This window comes from Advenella kashmirensis WT001, from assembly GCF_000219915.2.
Taxonomy (GTDB): domain Bacteria; phylum Pseudomonadota; class Gammaproteobacteria; order Burkholderiales; family Burkholderiaceae_B; genus Advenella; species Advenella kashmirensis.
Map to the genome: position 1 here is coordinate 3676783 of NC_017964.1, position 18827 is coordinate 3695609.

Here is an 18827-nt window from a genome sequence, read left to right on the forward strand (position 1 = left end):
CACCCCATTAACTTGCCGCCATCCCGCCGCTAATCAACGCAGCAAACACAGCCTCGGCGTCCCGCGCGTCCAGCGTCCCCCGCACCAGCGCGGATGACAGCGCCTCTCCGGCCCCCACAAATCCAATGCACCGCTTTTCCAACTCACCCGCAGGCAGCGTGTCGAAAGGCTTGAGGACGGCGACGAACATCATGATCACGTTGTTGAGCAGTTCCTGAAACACGGCCGCCTTCTCTTCGCTTCCGGCCAGCGCTGCACCCACGGTATGAAAATCATCGGTAATGTCTGTCGCGCAATGGATGTAGGTGGTCGCCAGCAGGCGAATGGTCTCTTCCCGGCCCCGCGTTTCGGCAGCCATGGCCGCCTGAAATGCGCTTACCCTCTCGGTATCTATCCACCGGTATAACTCGATAAGCAAGCCCGAGCGCGTGCCGAAATGTTCGTACACCACGGGTTTGGACACCCCGGCACGGATGGCCAGGTTGCCCAATGTCAGCCGATCTGCGCCTTCATCGCGGATGATCAACAGGGCCGTAGTAAGCAGCTGCTGTCGCCGCGCTTCTTTGGGCAGCCGGCGCGCCTGCGTCGTTGATGGCTTCGTTAAGGTCGTCTTTGCAGCCTTCTTCGCGGCATTCTGATTGGATTGGTCAAGCACAGTCAAATTTCTCCTTGCGCTACCTACTATTAGTAGGTTAAGCTACTTTTCGTAGGTTTATCCTACCTTTAGTAGATTCTAACCTTCTTCAAGGACATATGACAATGATTTCAGACGCTATTCTCCTGATGGGCGGTACTGGTGCCATCGGACGCCAGGCTGCACGCGCGCTTCGCGCTCACTACCCAAATGTTCCGTTACTGATCGGTGGTCGCGATCTGGCAAAAAGCCGCCAGGCGGCCAGCGAGATCGGCAACGCCGAGGGCGTGGCAATTGATGCGCGTGCCAACGATCTAGGTCTGGGTGACCGTCGTGTCAGCGCTGTTGCAGTCTTCTACGCCGACCACCGCCTGGCTAGCCTGCGTTTCGCGCACAGTCGTGGAGTGCCGCATCTGAGCATTTCTTCCGGCGTGTATGAAATCGCCCCGGAAGTGGCAACCTATATGCACTCGCCCGGCACGGCAGCAATTGTCCTGGGCTATGAGTGGCTGGTTGGTGCCACAACCATCGCTACGCTCACGTGTGCCAAGCCTTTTGCCCGGCTGGACCAGATCACGATCAATGCACTTGTGGATGAAGAAGATGCAGGCGGTCCGGCAGTTGCCGAGGATTTTGAGCGACTGGGCAGGATGATGCCAGCGGCCCTTACCCGCCGTGACGGCAGCTATATCTGGCGTAATAACGAGGAGGCTAAAGCCAGCTTCCGAGCGATTGATGGCACCGAAGTGGAAGGCACCGGTTTTTCGTCTATTGATGTTGCAGGCCTGGCGGTCGCCACCGGCGCCTCGGATGTGCAATTTAATCTGGCCATGGGTGTGAGCTCATCACGGCGTCGCGGCGAACCGAAATCCACGGAAATCATTATGGAAATGGCCGGCAAAGATAGCGACGGGCACCCGCTACGCACTCGTCATGCCGTGTTCCATCCGGGCGGCGCCGCGCCATTGACTGCATTGGGGGTCAGCATGATCCTGGAGCGACTGGCCGGGCTGGATGGCAAAGCGCCGACGCCGCCTGGATTGTATTTCCCTTTCCAGGTTGTCGATCACACGAGCTATCTGTCCCGCTTGCAGGCCGAAGGAGGCAACGTTGTGGCGTTGGATGTGGAGTGATGTGAGTGCTGGTCAGGCAGGACGGCCCGGGTGACACTCACTTGCGGTGTCAACCCGCCCCTGCGCAAGCGCGCCTGCCAAATCAGGTATTGTCTTTTGTTGTCCCAGTAGGGCCGTTTGTCTTGCACGACTCAATCCCGTTATCGCGGGCAGCGGCGCTGGAATACATTTCGCTACGCCCGATTACCTGGCCATTTGCACTTTTTAATGTAAAAAACGGAGAACCATTCGTGGCGGTTTTTCGCTCATATCTTTCGTCTATCGGAGAATTCTTGCGGACCGATTCGATGCCATCCAACGCACCGGCCTTGGCAGCATATCGCTCGCCGGTCAGAATAATTTGTCCATTTCCAGCCTTCAGATTGAACATGTACTGCTCGCCACTGCGTTTCAAGTCATAGCTTCCACTCATGTAAATCTCCGATATTCGAATTATTTGGGAATACAACTGTGATGTCATGTGATGCCAGGCGCTTTGTCGAGTGCCTGCGAGCATACTACCGGAATTTTGATTTTTTGGAAATACGGATGTGATAAAAAGTGTTATCAAAGTACTGCGCGCGAATTAATCGCTCTTACAATTGCAAGCGTAATTATTACTCTCATGAAACCAGTGACACCAAAAACTAATCCAGCGTTAAAATTTCATCTGCCATTGCCTGCACCTCATCATCATGGCTGATCACTATTAACGTCGGAATACTGCTACGCAAGTATGTGATAATTCTTTTTGCAGTGTCCAGGTCAAGGGCAGCAGTCGGTTCGTCCAGGATCATTATTTTCTTTTGTCTGGCAATCGCCTGGCGATGGCAATCTGCTGGCGTTCCCCGCCACTTAAGCCCTCGCCCCTTGAGTCCAGCCGTATATCCAGGTTAATCAATCGCGTCGAAGCCTGTTCTGTAAAATTCAGTATCCTCAAAATATCGATCAAGATGGTATCAGCAGGAGGCTCATATTCAATCCCGTAGCACACGTTGTCTCTTAACGTTCCGCTCATCACTTGAGCCGATTGCGGCGCTACAGACACTTGGTCAATAATACTGGCACTTATGCCGGTAGATACAGCTACGCCATTAAATAATATCTGGCCTGCGGCGACAGGCTCCAGCCCAAGCATCGCATTCATCAGACTTGTTTTACCGCGCCGGATGCGCCTTTTATTACAGTGAATTTATTGCTCTGGAACCGGTAATTCAGATTCTGGATAATATTTTTCCCATCTTTTTCGATGCAGACATTCTTTAATTCAAAGACATAATCAGTACTGGCAAAGCGCGGCGACTGTACTGATTGAATCTGTGGGATTGGTTCTTCAAGATAGGCAATGCCGTCAGCCAGCGCCACCTTTTGTTTTTCCAGGTCAATTAACGCGCCGGCAAGAAGCCGAAGCTGGAGCGTGAGCATGCCTACATAGCCGGCGATCATCACGAAATCACCGGCAGTGGTACGCTGACCGTCATCAGCAAAAACAGATAGTGCTGTAAAAACAGCTAATGCCACGCCAATAGCCAGTGCCATCAGACCTAGCCGCAAACCCATTTTTACATTGGATTTCCGGATAGCCCGAACCACCTGGTTCATGTGATGGTCGGTAACACAGCGTTCCTTCATATATGCGTTATTGAGCCGAATATCGTATAGCAAGTGCAATCGCTCAACGATATAACCATCCCTGTCGGTCATTACCTTATAAAGAGATGAGTGCAAGTCCCGGCTTTGTATTGCAATCGCAATCGAAATTGCAGTCAGTACAACGATGCAGATTAAAAAACTTATTAAGAATACTGCATTAGTGCTTTGCCCAAGCGCCGTCAGTGCCACAAGAAATTCAATGAGTATGGGAAAAAGTGTCCAGAATATATAGACGGTAATGGAAGTAAATGCGCCGGACGCCCGGGTGATGATCGAAGCCAATTTTCCGGCATTGAGCCGGGCCTGCTCTGAATAAGGCATGCTCATGACACGAACCAGCAAGGCTTTGTTTATCGTCGCATCACAACCGGCCAGGATCCAGGAAGAAAATACGCCCTTGATATTTGAAAGCACCTCGGCCAGCGTCCAGCACACAGCATAGGCAGCAACAAACAAATAGAACGTATTTGCTTTAGCCAGATCCACTGTGAAAGCATTCGTCGCCTGCTTCAAAAACCACGGAACAATTGCACCCAAAATGGAAACAAGATAGAAAATCAGCGATACAAAAATGAAACCGGGGATAAAAGATTTATAGCCCGATTTGATTACACCGAATGCATATACATATTCGGAAAATGAATTTGATCTCTTCATAGAGGATTGAAGAATCACAGTCCTTTCAGATCTGCGCAGGGTAACGAAGTCTAAAGAACTTGTATATGATGTTGGTCAAGTGCCATTCGTGGCGACCCGAATTGCATCGATGAACAGGGAGTGATAGGCGATCACTCGCCTCTACTACATATACCCCGCCTTCCACTGCCGCGGTGATTGCCCAGACTGCGCCTTGAACGCACGAGACAGTGCCGCTTCGCTGCCGTAGCCCACTTCGGCAGCAATCATCTTCAAGGGGCGTCCGCGCCGCAAGGCCTTTTGCGCCAGCCGCACGCGCCAGCCTTGCAAATACTGCCCCGGCGTGATACCCACCGTCTCGCGAAACGTTGCGGCAAAGACACTGCGCGACATACCCGCAACCGTTGCCAATTCATCCAGGGTCCAGTCCTGCGCTGCGTCTCATGCATCGCTACCAGCGCATTACGCAGGCGGGCGTGCGACAGGCCGGACAGCAGGCCGCCATGGATTTGACCGCTTTCCATCAGCTGGCGCAATACCTGGATCATCACCACCTCGAACAGCCGCTCAACCAGCGCGATGCGCCCGCAACGCTGCTCGAACGCTTCTTCGAACAACAGCGCCAATATCGGCTCGGCGCCATCAACATCTGCCAGCGGCAGGCAGACAAGGTCGGGCAGCGCCGAGGCTATCGGATTGCCTGCGCCGCCTTCGAATGCCAGATTGGCGCAGACCATGTCCGCACCCAGTTCGGGGTCGGTCACAAAGTGATGGGTCATCGGCCTTGGGAACAGCAATAGGCTGGGGCGATCTACCTGCAGCACCTGGCTGCCGTATTGCACCTGGACTGCACCACTGCGCACCAAATGCAGCTGTCCGTTGGCGCCATCGCTTTGCACCGTATTAATGCCACACAGCGCGCTGGTATTGAACACCTGCGCGGTTACAGGGAAATGCGCCATCAGCGCTGCAAGCCTGTCAGCCATTTTAATACTCCTGGGTAAGTTTTCAGGATTTTACATCACCAACAGTCCTGTCAGTGCGCGCAGAATACGTCTTACGGGATAACACTTTCCCCAACCAGCAAATCACCTAACAGGAATCATCATTATGTCTATCGAAAAAGTTCTCTACACCGCCACTGCAACTGCCACAGGAGGCCGGGAAGGCCGCGCCACTTCCTCTGATAAGGTGCTTGACGTGCAATTGTCCACTCCACGCGAACTGGGCGGCGCCGGCGGCCCCGGCACCAATCCGGAACAATTGTTTGCCGCCGGTTATTCGGCCTGCTTTCTGGGTGCGCTCAAATTCGTCGCCGCCAAACAGAAAGTTGCCTTGCCCGCAGACACAACCGTGACTGGCCAGGTCGGCATCGGCCAGATCCCCACCGGCTTCGGCATCCAGGCACGACTGACCATTACCGCCCCCGGGATCGACCACGACACGCTGCAGGCGCTGGTCGACCAGGCCCACGTTGTCTGCCCGTATTCCAATGCGACGCGCGGCAATATCGACGTGACGCTGGTACTCGGTAACTAATTTCACACTTTTGTATTTCGTCTGGCCTTTTATTTCAGTTGTCCTTTTTATTCGGCCTCACGTCTTCTTGCATCTGACCTTTTTTCATTTGACTCAATTCAGGAGTATTACCATGAACAAGACTTCCCGCGCAATCGCCACAGGCCTGCTGGCCGCCTCTCTGCAAACGGGTGTTACCGCTCACGCGGCACAACCCACCGCCGCCACACAAACGGCTACCCATGCCACTGTAGACGGCAACTACATCACCACGACCGACGGCGTGCGCCTGTACTACAAAGACTGGGGGCCAAAAGACGGACCGGTCGTTACCTTAAGCCATGGCTGGCCGCTTAGTTCGGACAGCTGGGAATCACAAATGCTCTTTCTGGCCGACAAGGGCTACCGGGTGGTTGCCCATGACCGTCGTGGACATGGCCGCTCCAGCCAGCCCTGGGACGGCAATGATATGAACCACTACGCCGATGACCTGGCCGCCGTAATTAATGCCCTTGATCTGAAAGACGTAACCGCAGTGGGCTTTTCCACGGGCGGCGGCGAAGTAGCGCGCTATATTGGCCGCCATGGCACCAGTCGGGTCAAGAAAGCCGTCCTGGTCAGTGCGGTACCGCCGCTCATGTTGAAAACGGCCGAAAATCCGCAAGGTGTGCCGCTGGAGGTTTTCGATGGCTTGCGCAAGGCCTCGCTGGAAAACCGCTCGCAGTTATATCTTGATCTGGCATCCGGCCCCTTCTACGGCTTTAATCGTAAAGGCGCCAAGGTCTCGCAAGGCCTGATCAATAGCTGGTGGGCGCAGGGCATGCAGGCCGGGCACAAGAACACTTATGATTCGATCGCGGCTTTCTCGGCTACGGATTTTCGTGAGGACCTGAAAAAATTCGATGTGCCTACTTTGGTGATTCATGGAGATGACGACCAGATTGTGCCGATAGACACCGCCGGCAAGGCATCTGCCGCTCAGATAAAAGGGGCCAAGCTTATCGTTTATTCCGGTGCACCGCACGGACTGACCGATACGCATAAAGAACGCTTTAACCAGGATCTGCTGCAATTTCTGCAGAACTAAGAGGATCGCAACAAAACGCCGACCGGGGGCAGCCCCAATGGTCGGCTTTTTGTCCTCTGTCCTCGTTGTGACGATAAGCGCGCTTAAACAGCAGACACGCCTTATCCGATCGAAGCAGCCGGTGAAGCAAAGCTTCGTGAACGCTTCGAACGGGCAAAGGCAGAGGGCGACTTGCCCAAAACAGCCAAACCCGCTGCCCTTGCTGCTTTTCTGATGGCGGTGCTACATGGCATGGCAGTACAAGCCAAAGCCGGTTTTAGCCGCGACATGCTGCAAGCGGTTGCCGACCTGGCTCATAATCGCATACCTAGGAGTATTTCTTGTCTTTAATTTAAGGAATACTCCTGACGTTGCTATGAACGTCCATCAGCAGGGCCATCTTGCATTTTGCAGTAGCTATCTTGTATTTGACAGTAGCTCATTGTTTCTTTCGGAAGGTATATAAAGCGCAAGCAACAGATGCAATTAAACCCAGTACAGCACTCTCCAACGCTAAGGCCTGGTTGTCTTTACCTGAAAGCCAGATAGCGTACTCATAACTAGATATAGTTCCGACGATTGAAATCAATAGAACGGAAACCGCTCTATATTCTTTTGGTAACGACGCCGCAATACACCCGGTAAAAAATGCGGGCGGAATAAAAAAAATGCCAATCCCACCTTGAAGCGGTAACAAAACCATCTCAAAACATAGATCGCTATTTATCGCCTTCTTGAATAGGGACGATATATAGAACTGCAAAAATAACAGAGTACCTCCAATCCAACACCCAATGAATGTAAACAATAATACCGTTTTAAGAACCTCTTTCGCGATGTTCAAGGCCTGCATCCCGCTTATCTAATATCTCAATTTTATTCATTGCTTGATCAACATAGCTTTACCCACGGCATCGTGTTGGCCCTGTATCTGATCATGTTGATAAAAATTGTACCGCCGCAGCTTGTGTGCCGCATACGTCCAAATTTCGAATCCATCTTTATAAACCCATACAAATCCACATTTGGCCCAGAAGTCAACAAAACGTCCTTCCGAATCCACCGTAAATTGAAAATTGATTCGATCTAGCTTAGCCTCGTCCTCGGGCCACCTATCAAAATAACCCTGCACTTGCTCCTCAATCGCACCAGGACAATATTTCCCCTTATGTGCAAGTTTCAGTCGCCCTTCCTTCATCAGGCAGGAAACGACGCAAAGAAAAAAATCCTTGCGCACTTGATACGACGCTACTGATATTCGAGGTACGCGCAAACAAACATATGTCCACAAGGCATTCGCGTCAGAACCTTGCACGGCATTCCAAATTTGTTGCAGAAGCTCGTCTGACACGAGAAAACCATCCGTAGAAGGTTTCCAGACAGCGTTGACAGATTTACTATTCAGCTCTGGATGGCGTGGCTCTGGAAACACGTACAAGCCGCAAATTATGGATGCCAGAAACGCAATCAAGGATGTTTCTAAAACGTACGGAAACGCGACATACGATAAAAATATATCGGCATGAAGGTAACTTAAAGCTGCGCTAGCGGTTGAAATAAATACAAGAGAAACAGGGTTCTACTTAGCTTCAAAAACGAAGCAACAACCCCTGACAAGAATGCGGGTGGCCAGAAAATCAACCCTTTTATCGCACTGATAGGCATAAAGACTACACTTAAGTAGACAACAATATCGCTCAAAACATAATCTGAATACCCCCAAAAGAATGCCTTTCTGAGTAGTAAAAAACAATCATAAAATACACCACCGATCCATGATCCCAAAAAGGTATAAACTAAAATTGTTCTTGAGGCCTCATATGACATTCTTTATTTCTCTCGCTACATCATTATTTGCGGACTATTCCTGCAATCCTAGTTAAACGTTCTGTGAAAACCATTCAATCAATGCGGCCGAAAAAACAATAATCGCTACAACCCCCAATAAAACTTGCAATAGGACAACGAAAAACGCTATTAAGCCAAGTAGTGTTATTTTCTGTTTTAATCTAAAAAATATCCCAGAAAGAACCATCGCGAAAAGAATGAACTTCAGAATACTAGTCACTGCGAATACAAGAGGATAACCATAATGAAAACCTCCAAACCCCACTATGCCAAGTAATGTTCCTCCGCCTATACCCCATGCCCAAAAAGTTATTGGCAAGCTGAACTTTCCAAAAACTAAACTTCTTGTCATAGATAATAACCTCTTCACTCCAATGGTCCTTTTTCAGTTGATCAACATTTCTATCTGCGTCTCACTTTCGAGAGAGCAGCCCTTTTTTTCAGAATGCTGCAGAAGTTTTCCGTGACAACAACGTGCCTGACTGGGGTAGAAAGGTACAGCATTCCCGAATAGCTACTATTATTTCGGTCGCAAATTTAATTTTGAATTCTCCGACTATATTGGCTAAATTTCCTCAATCTTGATCAAATTATTCTGGGATTTATAGTATTTGGTAAACGATTTTGGTTATTCCCCACTAGAAAGCTGTTGATAGCGCCTTCTGAGCTTGATCAGTACCCCCCCGAAGGAGGTGTACACGGGTCAGCATTTATGGCGCCACGCCACTTGAAATGCTTTTTGACCAGTCAAGGTAACCGCCGATTTCTAACAAAACAGCCATACGCTCCAGTTTTTCCTTAACTAACATTTTTTCCGTCATTTGATGGGTTTAACTTCCATGACTTCACCCCTCTTGTTAGCCCAAGGCTTGAGTACAATCATCGGCTCGTTGAGATCGCTCATTTTCATAATTCAATGATGGCGTACTCATTAGTCGCAACTATTTTTAGTAAAGCATTTTCTGACCATGCACCGTAAAAGTTATAGCTTTGAAAACGGTCCTCCCTTTCGTCAGGAAAGTATTCCATTGTAGGTTTTTTAAAAACATCGCTTTCAAATATTTGGACATGAGACAGATCCTCATCTTCGATACTCATCGCTTGGATTGATAGAACCTCGTTAAAAATTATTAACCATTTTTTTCCTTTCCAATCTTTGAATGTCAATTTCAAATCCAAAACATTTGATTCAATCTTCAATATTTTTCCATCAGAGATGTGAAAATCATTTAGTAACATATTTATTTCCCAGGGTGTCGTTCATTCGGTAGAAAGCCTGTGCCGTTCCCAACTTTATAATTTTCTGGCTTTACTTTGTAAATTGCATTCTGTTTTTTTGCTTGGTTCCAAGTCAAGTTTTCCGGTTTAACTTCGATGTGATAATGTTCCCCGTGGTGACGAGGATTAAAAGGTCCACTATCTCCCGGATGACTTTCATAACGAATTCTCGTATTAGCATTTGGCTCCCAAAGCATTCTAGTTGTCCCATGCTGCGTTGTCGATACCTTAGGTGATACTCCTAAAACCTTAGTAAGGTCATTAGGATTCGACGGGAATTTATTATGTGCACTGATAATCTCCGTTTCTTCAGATATATGTTGTTTGAAATTAAGTGATTGATTTCCTCTCTCACTATTTCCGATACCAGCAGCTGTCTGAGTATCGTTATTGCGTGACCCATTAACCCCTTTGTTGCTACCCCTGGAATCTCTGGCACCTTTGATGCCCGCCATCATCGGAAGTGCAGCAGCCATAATTTCAGCTGTTTCCCTATCAAGCCCCATCGCCTCAAAGCGCTTGCTCCAGCCATACTCAACCGCAATGCCTTGCGCTTCCGCATCCATCATATAAATAGCAGGCAAATAGTCACGGAACTCGCCAGGCAGTGTGTTATCCGCTGCCAGTTTCTTTATCGATTTATCAAAAACATCCCACTGTTCAATCAAATAACCATATTTTTGATGGCACTGCTCAGGCGATGCTGAGCACACGGCTTTAATTTCCTCCTGCTGTTGAACATTGGTATCCACCATGTCCTGGATGACTTTCTTGCATGACGCTCCAGAACAATTTCTGGCCCGTTGCGCAAAATTATCCAGCTGCTCGGCAGTCAGATAGTTATTCTCCACCGCCGTGCGCCCCGCCACACTGCCGCTGACCAGGCTGCGCCCGTCCCCACCGGCTGCACCTGCGATCCCAGCCCCAGCCAGACCCGCAATCGAACTCACCGTCGCTTTCTCATCCGGCGTCAGTTGCCCAACACCTTTGCCATAGATCCAGCTGGCTGCAATCGGCGCAGCCGCTTCGGCCCCGGCGGCAGCTAGGGCGTTGCCGGCGATGTTGTTGCCAGTCGCCGCAGCCACCACTGCGCCCAATCCTGCGTGCGCCAGGTAGTGCCCAGCGCTGCCTTCCTGACCAGTCTGCTTGAACTGCTGGCCGATTTCCTTAGCAACGGTCGGACTGGCCGCTGCCACGAGCGAGCCGGCCAGGCTGTTGGATGGCGTTGCCAGACCCGCAGCCACCGTTTCAAGTATCCACGCATAGTTGCGCAGCGAGGAATTGCGCGTATCGCGCTCTTGTTCGCTGATCAGCCCCGCCTCGAACAGGGCATCGTTGCTGGCGATGCGTTTTTTAAGTTCACCTGCCGCGTTCTGGGTGGTACTGTTGAAGGCCTGCGACACGTCGCGTTGCAAGTCAATTTCTTTTTGAACCGCTTCTTTGTCGAAGCTATTGCCCAAGCCCGTGTAGGCCAGGGTCTCATCGCTCGTGAGCGGCGTCTTGATCTCGGCGATAGTCTCGGCAACGGATTTTCCAGTCTTCTCCTGCTGCGCTTTTGGCCGAGTGATGTTGATATTGGCGGTATTGATGCCGCTTTTCGTTACGCTGCTCTCATTGCTGCTGACCGAGCCAAAGCCCATGCTGGCCTGCAGACCTTTTGCTCCGCCCAGTCCAGAACCGCCCATGATCCCGCCTTCGCCACCAATGCCCACGCTACTTGCCTTCACCCGACTGTAGTTTTTGATGTCGCGCGCTGCCAGCGTACCCGTCGTCAAACGGTTCCGACCTTCGGCTTCAGCCTCGGCGCTGGAGGTAATGACAGTCCCCGTCAGATCGGTATGACCGTCAACATCGATCTGGTAACCCTGGTCCTGCGCAAAGATGCCCGAGAGTGCATTGACGCTGGCGTAGTCGGCCGAGATTTTGGATTTGGACGCGCTGCCAGATCCAGAAGCCCCGTAACCGATGGTCACTTCACCCTTGGCGTTTAGCTGCTTGCCCTTGTAGGTCGAGGTATCTTGCAGGCTCTCTATGGACAGATCCGATGCCTTCAGCACCACCTGCGAGCCGGCCACCTGGCGCCCTTCAGGGTGGTGCTACCGCCGCTGTGCAGCACAGTCTGGCTATTGCGATCGCCCACATGAGTGTATTCATAGCGGGTTTCATCGCCCTTGCCATGGCCCTTGCCAACATTCGCGCCTACCGTAATACCCAATGCCGCTGAGCCATTTTCGTAGCCGGCCGATACACCAATTTTGCCGCCAGCTGAACTGTTTTTGCTGCGCTCTTTATACGTTTGTGCTGCAGCAGCAAGGTTGATGGCATCATCCGCTATCAGAATAGTGCCTTTTTTGCCGGCAATATCGGAACCGGTGACGGTAATGTCCGATCCCGCGCCCCCGCCTGTTGCCAGCACGGTGACAGTGTTCTGCGCAAGCACTTGGCTACCGCTGGTTTGTGTCTGCTGCACTTCGGTACTGCTGCGGCTGCTTTGGCTGCCATAAGTGATGGACACTTTAATGCCAGAGGTGCTGGCTGCTCCCTTGGCGTCGCCCGCCTGCAACTGGGCTATGGCCTGCCCCATATTGCCCATTTGCTGCGCGGCCTTGTAGCTAGACCATCCGGTATTGGCCGCCGCCATCGCATTGACGCGGGCATTTTTGCTTTTGCCATTCTGCTCGGCCGCACGCACGGCCGCCTGCACAGCCTCAACCACCGGCACTTCTACGCCAATAGTCAGGCCGCTTTTCTGGAACTCATGTACTTCTTTACTCTGCCGCTGGTCTGTGCCAGGGTCTATGACCACGGCCTTGCCTTTGAGCAGTACATCGCCCTGGGCCAATACGTCTGAACCGCGAACCGTGAGTTGTTCTCCCGCAAGCAGCCGGGTATCGCCTTTGAGGCTGCCCACGCTGCTGCGCGCCTGGCTTTGGATGGCGCCCTCGGCATCCATCCGGTAGGTGCTGCTTTGCGAGCCGATGGTAAAGCCCAGCGTGCCGCCGCTCAAAATGCCGGATTTGGTGGTCTTGCGATAGTCGTGCTCGCGACTTCTTTCGGTCCCGGCTTCAACCCGAAGATTGTTTTTGGCGACCAGAGTGGTGTCATTATCTGAGACCACGTCGCTGGCAACAATGCTCAGGTCGCGCCCGGCCAGCAGGCTTACTGTGTCGCCGCTGACAGCGCTGCCCTGCAACGTTTGCCGCTGCACGTCGCTCTTGATGACTGAGGATTTGGTGGCCAGGCCGCTGCGCTTGCTCTCGTAATTTTGCAAGGTTCCGGAAAGCTCAGACGAACCGGCTTCAACGCGAATGTCACGCCCGGCCTGAACCACCACGGCGCCCTGCTGGCTGGTGACATCGGCCGCCCTAAGCGTGACATCATTGGCCGACTGCAGCCGGATGTCGCCCTCGCTGGCGATCTGCGTGCCCACCTCCTGTGAAGACGCTCTTTTGACAAAGTTCCTGGCATCGCTCACTACCAGGTCGCTTTTACTTGTGGTCAGGGTCTTCAACGCAAGGTCATTGCCGGCCTGCAAGGTCGTACTGCTCTCATCAGCCTTGCCTGCATTGGCCACAGCAGCGGCGGTCAGTGTCAGATTGCGCCCTGCCTGTACATGCAACTGGCCGGGCTGCTGCGCGCCGGTCACGTACAGGCCGGCCAGGCGATCAATGCCCGTATATTGATACCGGTCCTGGCCAGAACGGCTGTCCGAATGGCTCAGCGTACTGGCAATCTCAATATCGCGACCTGCCTGCAGCTTGAGTGCCTGTTCTGCCGTGATCGCCCCACCGATAACACGGATATCATCCCTGGCAGCCAGATCAATCTGACTCGCATTGATGCGTCCACCGGCCATATTCCTGATACTGTCGGCAGTGATGTTCACCAACTGCCTGCCGGCAACGGTCCCGCTGTTGTATATCGTATCGGCGTCCAGTTTGATGGTATCGGCAGCGATCAATGCGCCATCGCCGCGCAAATCGCCCTTGCGAGTCTTAACGTATACCTGCGGCGCCAGCACCCGCTGCTTCGTGCCATCGGGCAGCGTCACGGTTTGCTCGACAAGCCACACGATATCGCTGGTCAATTGCGCCATTTGCTGGGCAGTGAGCGCAATACCGGGTACCAACTTGAATTTTTTGGCGAAGGTGACCGCGTTGCTCATCAACGCGCGATACTGCTCCTCGTCGTTCTCATATCCACCCAGGAATCGACGGCCGGTGAGCTGACCAATCTGTTCATTGACCAGCCGTCGTTCGTAGAAACCGTCACCCAGTCGTTTCAGGGTTTTCTGCGGATCCAGGCCCAATTGCTCCAGCATATAGTTGGAGGTGAGCCAGTTCCCATACTGTGCGAACTGCGGATCGGTCTCGATCAATGGGCCGCCGTAGTTCTCTGGACGAATGCGGTACAGGCTGACGGTGGGCAGTGTAAACCGGGGTATGGTGGTGCGAACCACCGGTTCGACACCGCTCTGCGTTATTTGTGGTCCGCCCAGTGACACCTCGCTCACGGGCGCTACGCCGCCCACGGCAATGGCAGAGGCCTGGTCTGGGACTGGAGCGATATCAACCTTGCGGCCTGGGCTGTTTGCGCCCATTTGCACAACGGTCACACCTGTCGTAATGTGTTCCTCGCGTTCGTTTTGATACTTCTTCCAGCTTTCGTATCTGTCTCTATTGTTGTGCTTGCGATGCCTGCCGGTTTCCGTTATCCGGCGAATGGCATTTTCATCATCGATGTTGTGAATGGACTGCACCGCTCCTGTCAGTGCCCCACCGATCAATACCCGGCTTTTATCATTGGTGAACGTGCCACCTGTTAGCGCCAGATTTTTGCCGATACTGATCTCACCCGGCTTGCTGTGCGTGATTCGTGTCTCTTCTGTGGTGACCTGGTACTCGTACTGATAATACATATCCTCGTGGTAGCCCTGCAGATCACTGTTATATCGCGAGATAAGCGCGTTAAGTTGATCATAGCTCGGGTTGTTTTTCATATACTCGGCCATCGCCGGGTTCGCTACCAACCTGCAATAGCTATTCGGCCCAGTACCGCATACTTCGATTTCAGGCTCAGGAACATTCGGGTCCGGTGCAGCAATGCCGGTTTTCTCCCAGATTGGATCATCAGGCTTGTACAGCGGCTCATAAACAAGTTCGTACTTTTCGGTACCCCTGCCGGGACGATCAATATCTGCGCCAGGACGATCAACATCTGCCTCAGGACGATCGTCAGGTACGCGTATATAGGAAATAAAATAACTGGGCGCAAGGCCTATCCACCGCTCGTCAAGATAATAGTTGCGGGGAAATGCCCCATATCCATGCGGCACCCATTTGATACGCATGCCGACTTTTGGCGCCTCTGGTTGTCCGAAAATACCCCATAGATTACCCTCAGGTCCGGCGTAATACACCATCGATTTGTCATCGTCGATCACCACGGCCATGTCACTGCCATAGCGCTTGTGTATTCTCGGATCATAAGAGCTGTGCTCCGGAATGGGCTCGAAATCTGTGCCATATCGGATACCCACCTGCTGCAATTGAGTCCGATAATCCGCATTCACATTGTTCAGTTTCTCGGCATGAACCGTCGCGGAACCCACAATATCAATAATCGAACCGTTATTGACGATCGAAGAAGCTGTACCCGTCGCATGGTTGTCGGCATCCAGGCTGCGTCCGAAAGCCGCTCTCCCCCGCTATAGATAAGCGCGCCGTCCTGGTTGGACAATGTTTGCGCGCCGATATCCAGCCGATCATGAGCGGCAATGGTGCCCGCCTGGTTCGAACCATTCGGTGCTGCGCCATTCAGAATGTCCCTGGCCTGCAGGCCAAGGCGCTGGCCGTAAATGCGGCCGGAGCCCAGATTGCGGATCTGCTCGGCGACCACCAGCGTATCCTGCCCGTTGATCAGACCCTGATTCTCAAGCGTGCCAGAGGCATTCACGCGGGCTTGCCTGCCCTGGATCTGGCCGGCCTGCGCGTTTTGAATATGATGTGCGTTCAATGACAGGGCGCCACCAGAGGTCAGCTTAGCGTCATTGCGCAAATCCCCCGATGTGGTCAAATCCAGCTTCGATTGCCCGATCAGGGAATGGGTATTGCGGTAATCACCTTTCAGATCCAGGGTAAGCTGGTCGGCAGCGAAGGTTCCCAACTGGCCCGTCAACTGCGCCCCTTGCACAAGCATGCTGGTTTTGGCACTGATATAGCCCTGCTCATTGTTCAGGAGCAGTCCTCCCGCTGGGTCGCTGAGATGGGTCGTGCCAAGCGAAGTTGCAAACCCGTTCTGGTTATCGATTTTTTCAGACAGTTTAAAATCCAGCGCCAGCGTTGCCGCGACAAAGCCGGTGCGATTGTTCAGTGCGCTACCGGCCAGCGACACCGTGTTGGCCTGAATGCCTTTTTGCTGCTGCGCGGCGCGATCGCCACTGAAGGTGTACTCGTTATCGATGGCGCCCGCGTGAATGTCCAATGAACCGCCAGCCGAATCAGCCTGATCGGTTGTCAAGGCTGGTGTCCCCCAGGCTCAGATTCATACCCTTGACGCTTTGTACGTTGCCTTCCCGGTTATCCAGGCCTGTTGCCTGCACATGCAACTGGTCGCTTCCCACGACACTGCCCTGCCGGTTATCCACCTGTCCAGCACGCAAGGTCGCTGCCTTGCCCGCGCCGATAAAGCCGAGCCGGTTGTCCAGTTGTCCCACAGTCAATTGCAGGGTGCCGCCGCTGCCACCCCCTTGTCCTTGCCTGCATTGGTATTGATCAAGCGCTGGCCGGCAGTGTCCATCTCCAGGGCCTGTCCTGCCTGAATCAGGCCCCCGTCATTATTCACCTCGCCACTGCGGATATGCAGCGCCTGCGCAGCCTGCACAATACCTTGCGCGTTGTTCAGGGCTTGCCCGCCGGTGTCCACACTCGCATTTTTGGCGCTGATCGTCCCCTGTCGGTTATCCAAGCCCTGCCCGTGCTGAGCCAGCGTCAGCTCAAGACGCTCGCCGGCCCGTATCTGGCCCACCTGGTTATTGATGCCGCCGGCGCGCAATGTCATTGCCGTGCCGCTGCGAATCTGCCCGGCCTGGTTCGCCAGCACGTCGTTGTCGGCCAGCGTCAGGCTGACCTGACCCTTATTGCTGCGGATCGTGCCGCGGGTGTTGATAAGCTTGCGGCTGGTGACATTCAGCGTTGCCGCTTCGGCAGTGGGCGCCGTTTGCAGCACAGACCCGTCGGTATTGTCCAGGCTGTCGCTTTTGATATGCAGGTTTGCCGATGTCGCCGCGATCAGCCCGCCCTGATTATCCAGTTCACCGGTCTGTAGTACAAACGGGTTCGCGCCGGTGTGCACAATCTGGCCCCATCGATTGCGAATACTCCCCGCATTCAGTTGCAGGTCATTGGCCTGGATACGGGCATGCTCTGTAGAAATCTGTTTCGGCGTGTCTATCGCCAGCGTTTGTGCGTAGATCTGCGCATTGTCGGCCTGCAGATTTTCCTGGCGGGAGCGAAGCCGAATGTCTGTTGCCGCCAGTTGGCTATCGGCAACCGACAACTTGTCGGCCTGCGCCAGCAGAAAGCCGTCGACCTGAATCGTGCCCGAGAGGGTGGCCTGCTGCGTGGCTTGCAACGTGATCGACTGCCCGGGCTTCAAGCGACGATCCTCGGCGCTGCCAGATGGCACGTGTTGCCCATCTGCAGAATCAGGAACCTCCAGGCCCGCCGCCAGTTGGCTGCCGCGCGCCATTGCCAGGCGTCCTTGCGCGCCGTTCGCGCCCAGCGCGATATTGCCGCCCGACAGAATTTGACTGTTGTTCTGCAAGGCCCCGACGGCGTTGACGATGGTTTCGGTTCTGCCATAGAGCGTACCGTCGTTGTGCAACGAACCGGACTGTACCTGCAGCGCGCCGTCTGCCGCCAGCGTGCCGCGATTGTGAACCTGCCCGTCGCTGGAAAGCGTCAGGCCGCCCCCCGCCTGGATATTGCCGGCATTGTTCACTCCAACCCCATGCTCGGTCGCCAGTAGCGTAATCTGCCCTGCATACATACCGCCGAGCTCAGCCACGTCAATCGCCACTTGCGGCTTGTCGCCCTGCGTGCCGGAACCTTCGGGTTTGGCCGCCTCCGTTGCCGTGGCGTCAACTTTTACGGCCCCTGTATCGGCGGCAATCGTATTGACGCCGGTTTTGATATCCAACTGTTTGGCGCGCAGCGCACCTGTTACCTTCACGGCGCGGGCAAGCACGTCTACATAAGGCGTCTGGCTGGCATCCATGTTGGCGATGTTCACCAAGCCGCTACGCACCACATAATTGTCCAGCGCACCGGTAGAGGGGTTAAGATTTACCTGCCCCGTGGTCAGCACCGCGCGATCGGCCTGGATAAACCCGCAGCCGTCGCAAGTGATACCGGCTGGGTTGGCTACAACCACCTGGGCGCGCTGCCCTGCCACTTCGATATATCCGTTCAGCCGGCTGGGATCGGCCGACTGAATCTGGTTGACGATCACCCGGGCGCTTTCGTTATGGAGCAAGGGGTTGCCCTGGATCCATCCGGCCAGCTGGGTTTTCGTGCTGGTAATGGAGTTGTTCAGAATGGCGCCATTTTTCTGTACGTCGAACTGGCTGTAATTGTTCATGGAGACACCCGCGCCATTGGGTGTCTGGATATTGACCTGCGGCAACCCGTTAGCCGTGGTCACAACAGACGGTTGCGTATGGGCCGGCATGGCTTTATTGGCCACGATCTGGGCATAGGCAGGAATCCCTGGCAAAAGCGTAATCAGACCCACCGCGCCCGCAAGCAATAAGGCCTGTCCGATGGGCCGCAGGCAATTTGCCGGGAAGCCCTGGCCTGCCGGCAACGCCATACCCAGCCAATTTTTATTGCCTGCTTTACCTGGCTGGCCATCCGCCCGGCAAGCGCGCCCGCCATGGTTTTTTCCCCTCCCGACCACAATGTCGGCAACGACCATCCACTGGCCGCGAACATGATTGAATCGCAAACGATAGCAGCGTTTATTCATACTCACTCACCGATACAAACGCTTCGACACAGCCGCCCTGCCATGAATGCCAGCG

The 18827-nt window shown here is 53.5% G+C and carries 17 protein-coding genes and 1 pseudogene; 3 read left to right on the forward strand and 15 right to left on the reverse strand.

Translation table 11 applies throughout. From position 1 onward, the window contains the following. Window positions 1-7: 7 nt before the first annotated feature. Window positions 8-655 (reverse strand): TetR/AcrR family transcriptional regulator, encoded by a 648-nt coding sequence (locus tag TKWG_RS17240; RefSeq protein WP_014752063.1) that lies wholly within the window; start codon window positions 653-655, stop codon window positions 8-10. Between the two features lie 104 nt (window positions 656-759). On the opposite strand from TKWG_RS17240, the gene TKWG_RS17245 reads away from it, so the two are divergent. Next, a complete protein-coding gene (locus TKWG_RS17245; RefSeq protein WP_014752064.1) occupies window positions 760-1767 on the forward strand; it encodes a Rossmann-fold NAD(P)-binding domain-containing protein in 1008 nt (335 codons plus the stop codon). Between the two features lie 82 nt (window positions 1768-1849). Here TKWG_RS17245 and TKWG_RS17250 read toward each other — a convergent pair whose 3' ends face one another. The 6 genes and pseudogenes from TKWG_RS17250 to TKWG_RS26665 all read right to left on the reverse strand — a co-directional run. After that, window positions 1850-2179: a YegP family protein gene (locus TKWG_RS17250; RefSeq protein WP_014752065.1), complete on the reverse strand. Its 330-nt coding sequence runs from the start codon at window positions 2177-2179 to the stop codon at window positions 1850-1852. A gap of 214 nt (window positions 2180-2393) precedes the next feature. Then, a complete protein-coding gene (locus TKWG_RS23720; RefSeq protein WP_014752066.1) occupies window positions 2394-2543 on the reverse strand; it encodes an ABC transporter ATP-binding protein/permease in 150 nt (49 codons plus the stop codon). Next, window positions 2543-2893 (reverse strand): ATP-binding cassette domain-containing protein, encoded by a 351-nt coding sequence (locus TKWG_RS17255; RefSeq protein ID WP_041709614.1) that lies wholly within the window; start codon window positions 2891-2893, stop codon window positions 2543-2545. The genes TKWG_RS23720 and TKWG_RS17255 overlap by 1 nt, the downstream gene beginning before the upstream one ends. Then, on the reverse strand, window positions 2893-4074 hold the full coding sequence (locus TKWG_RS17260; protein WP_148274571.1) for an ABC transporter ATP-binding protein: 1182 nt from the start codon (window positions 4072-4074) through the stop codon (window positions 2893-2895). Before TKWG_RS17260 ends, TKWG_RS17255 begins: the two co-directional genes overlap by 1 nt. A gap of 126 nt (window positions 4075-4200) precedes the next feature. Further along, window positions 4201-4428 carry a helix-turn-helix domain-containing protein gene (locus TKWG_RS25435; protein WP_322786560.1) on the reverse strand — a complete coding sequence of 76 codons (228 nt, stop codon included), beginning with the start codon at window positions 4426-4428 and terminating at the stop codon, window positions 4201-4203. Between the two features lie 185 nt (window positions 4429-4613). Continuing rightward, a pseudogene (locus TKWG_RS26665) lies at window positions 4614-5021 on the reverse strand (cupin domain-containing protein); the annotation flags it as partial. Between the two features lie 124 nt (window positions 5022-5145). On the opposite strand from TKWG_RS26665, the gene TKWG_RS17270 reads away from it, so the two are divergent. After that, window positions 5146-5574: an organic hydroperoxide resistance protein gene (locus TKWG_RS17270; protein WP_014752067.1), complete on the forward strand. Its 429-nt coding sequence runs from the start codon at window positions 5146-5148 to the stop codon at window positions 5572-5574. 112 nt (window positions 5575-5686) lie between these two features. Then, on the forward strand, window positions 5687-6640 hold the full coding sequence (locus TKWG_RS17275) for an alpha/beta fold hydrolase (RefSeq protein WP_014752068.1): 954 nt from the start codon (window positions 5687-5689) through the stop codon (window positions 6638-6640). A gap of 859 nt (window positions 6641-7499) precedes the next feature. Here the strand turns inward: TKWG_RS17275 and TKWG_RS23370 are convergent. The 8 genes from TKWG_RS23370 to TKWG_RS17315 form a co-directional block, all read right to left on the reverse strand. After that, window positions 7500-7970 (reverse strand): DUF596 domain-containing protein, encoded by a 471-nt coding sequence (locus TKWG_RS23370; RefSeq protein ID WP_014752071.1) that lies wholly within the window; start codon window positions 7968-7970, stop codon window positions 7500-7502. Between the two features lie 528 nt (window positions 7971-8498). After that, window positions 8499-8819, reverse strand: a complete 321-nt coding sequence (locus TKWG_RS17290; protein WP_041709618.1) for a hypothetical protein — start codon at window positions 8817-8819, stop codon at window positions 8499-8501. A 554-nt stretch (window positions 8820-9373) separates the two neighbouring features. Then, on the reverse strand, window positions 9374-9667 hold the full coding sequence (locus TKWG_RS17295) for a hypothetical protein (protein WP_202947733.1): 294 nt from the start codon (window positions 9665-9667) through the stop codon (window positions 9374-9376). Window positions 9668-9708: 41 nt separating this feature from the next. Continuing rightward, entirely contained in the window at window positions 9709-11820 is a 2112-nt protein-coding gene (locus tag TKWG_RS21895; protein WP_050981658.1) for a VENN motif pre-toxin domain-containing protein, read from the reverse strand. Then, on the reverse strand, window positions 11796-15356 hold the full coding sequence (locus TKWG_RS17300) for a hemagglutinin repeat-containing protein (RefSeq protein ID WP_050981659.1): 3561 nt from the start codon (window positions 15354-15356) through the stop codon (window positions 11796-11798). Before TKWG_RS17300 ends, TKWG_RS21895 begins: the two co-directional genes overlap by 25 nt. Then, window positions 15323-16264, reverse strand: a complete 942-nt coding sequence (locus tag TKWG_RS17305; protein WP_014752074.1) for a filamentous hemagglutinin family outer membrane protein — start codon at window positions 16262-16264, stop codon at window positions 15323-15325. The genes TKWG_RS17300 and TKWG_RS17305 overlap by 34 nt, the downstream gene beginning before the upstream one ends. Next, window positions 16245-16460 (reverse strand): hypothetical protein, encoded by a 216-nt coding sequence (locus TKWG_RS17310; RefSeq protein ID WP_014752075.1) that lies wholly within the window; start codon window positions 16458-16460, stop codon window positions 16245-16247. The genes TKWG_RS17305 and TKWG_RS17310 overlap by 20 nt, the downstream gene beginning before the upstream one ends. Before the next feature lie 2 nt (window positions 16461-16462). Then, window positions 16463-18772, reverse strand: a complete 2310-nt coding sequence (locus tag TKWG_RS17315) for a two-partner secretion domain-containing protein (RefSeq protein ID WP_014752076.1) — start codon at window positions 18770-18772, stop codon at window positions 16463-16465. Between the last annotated feature and the right edge of the window lie 55 nt (window positions 18773-18827).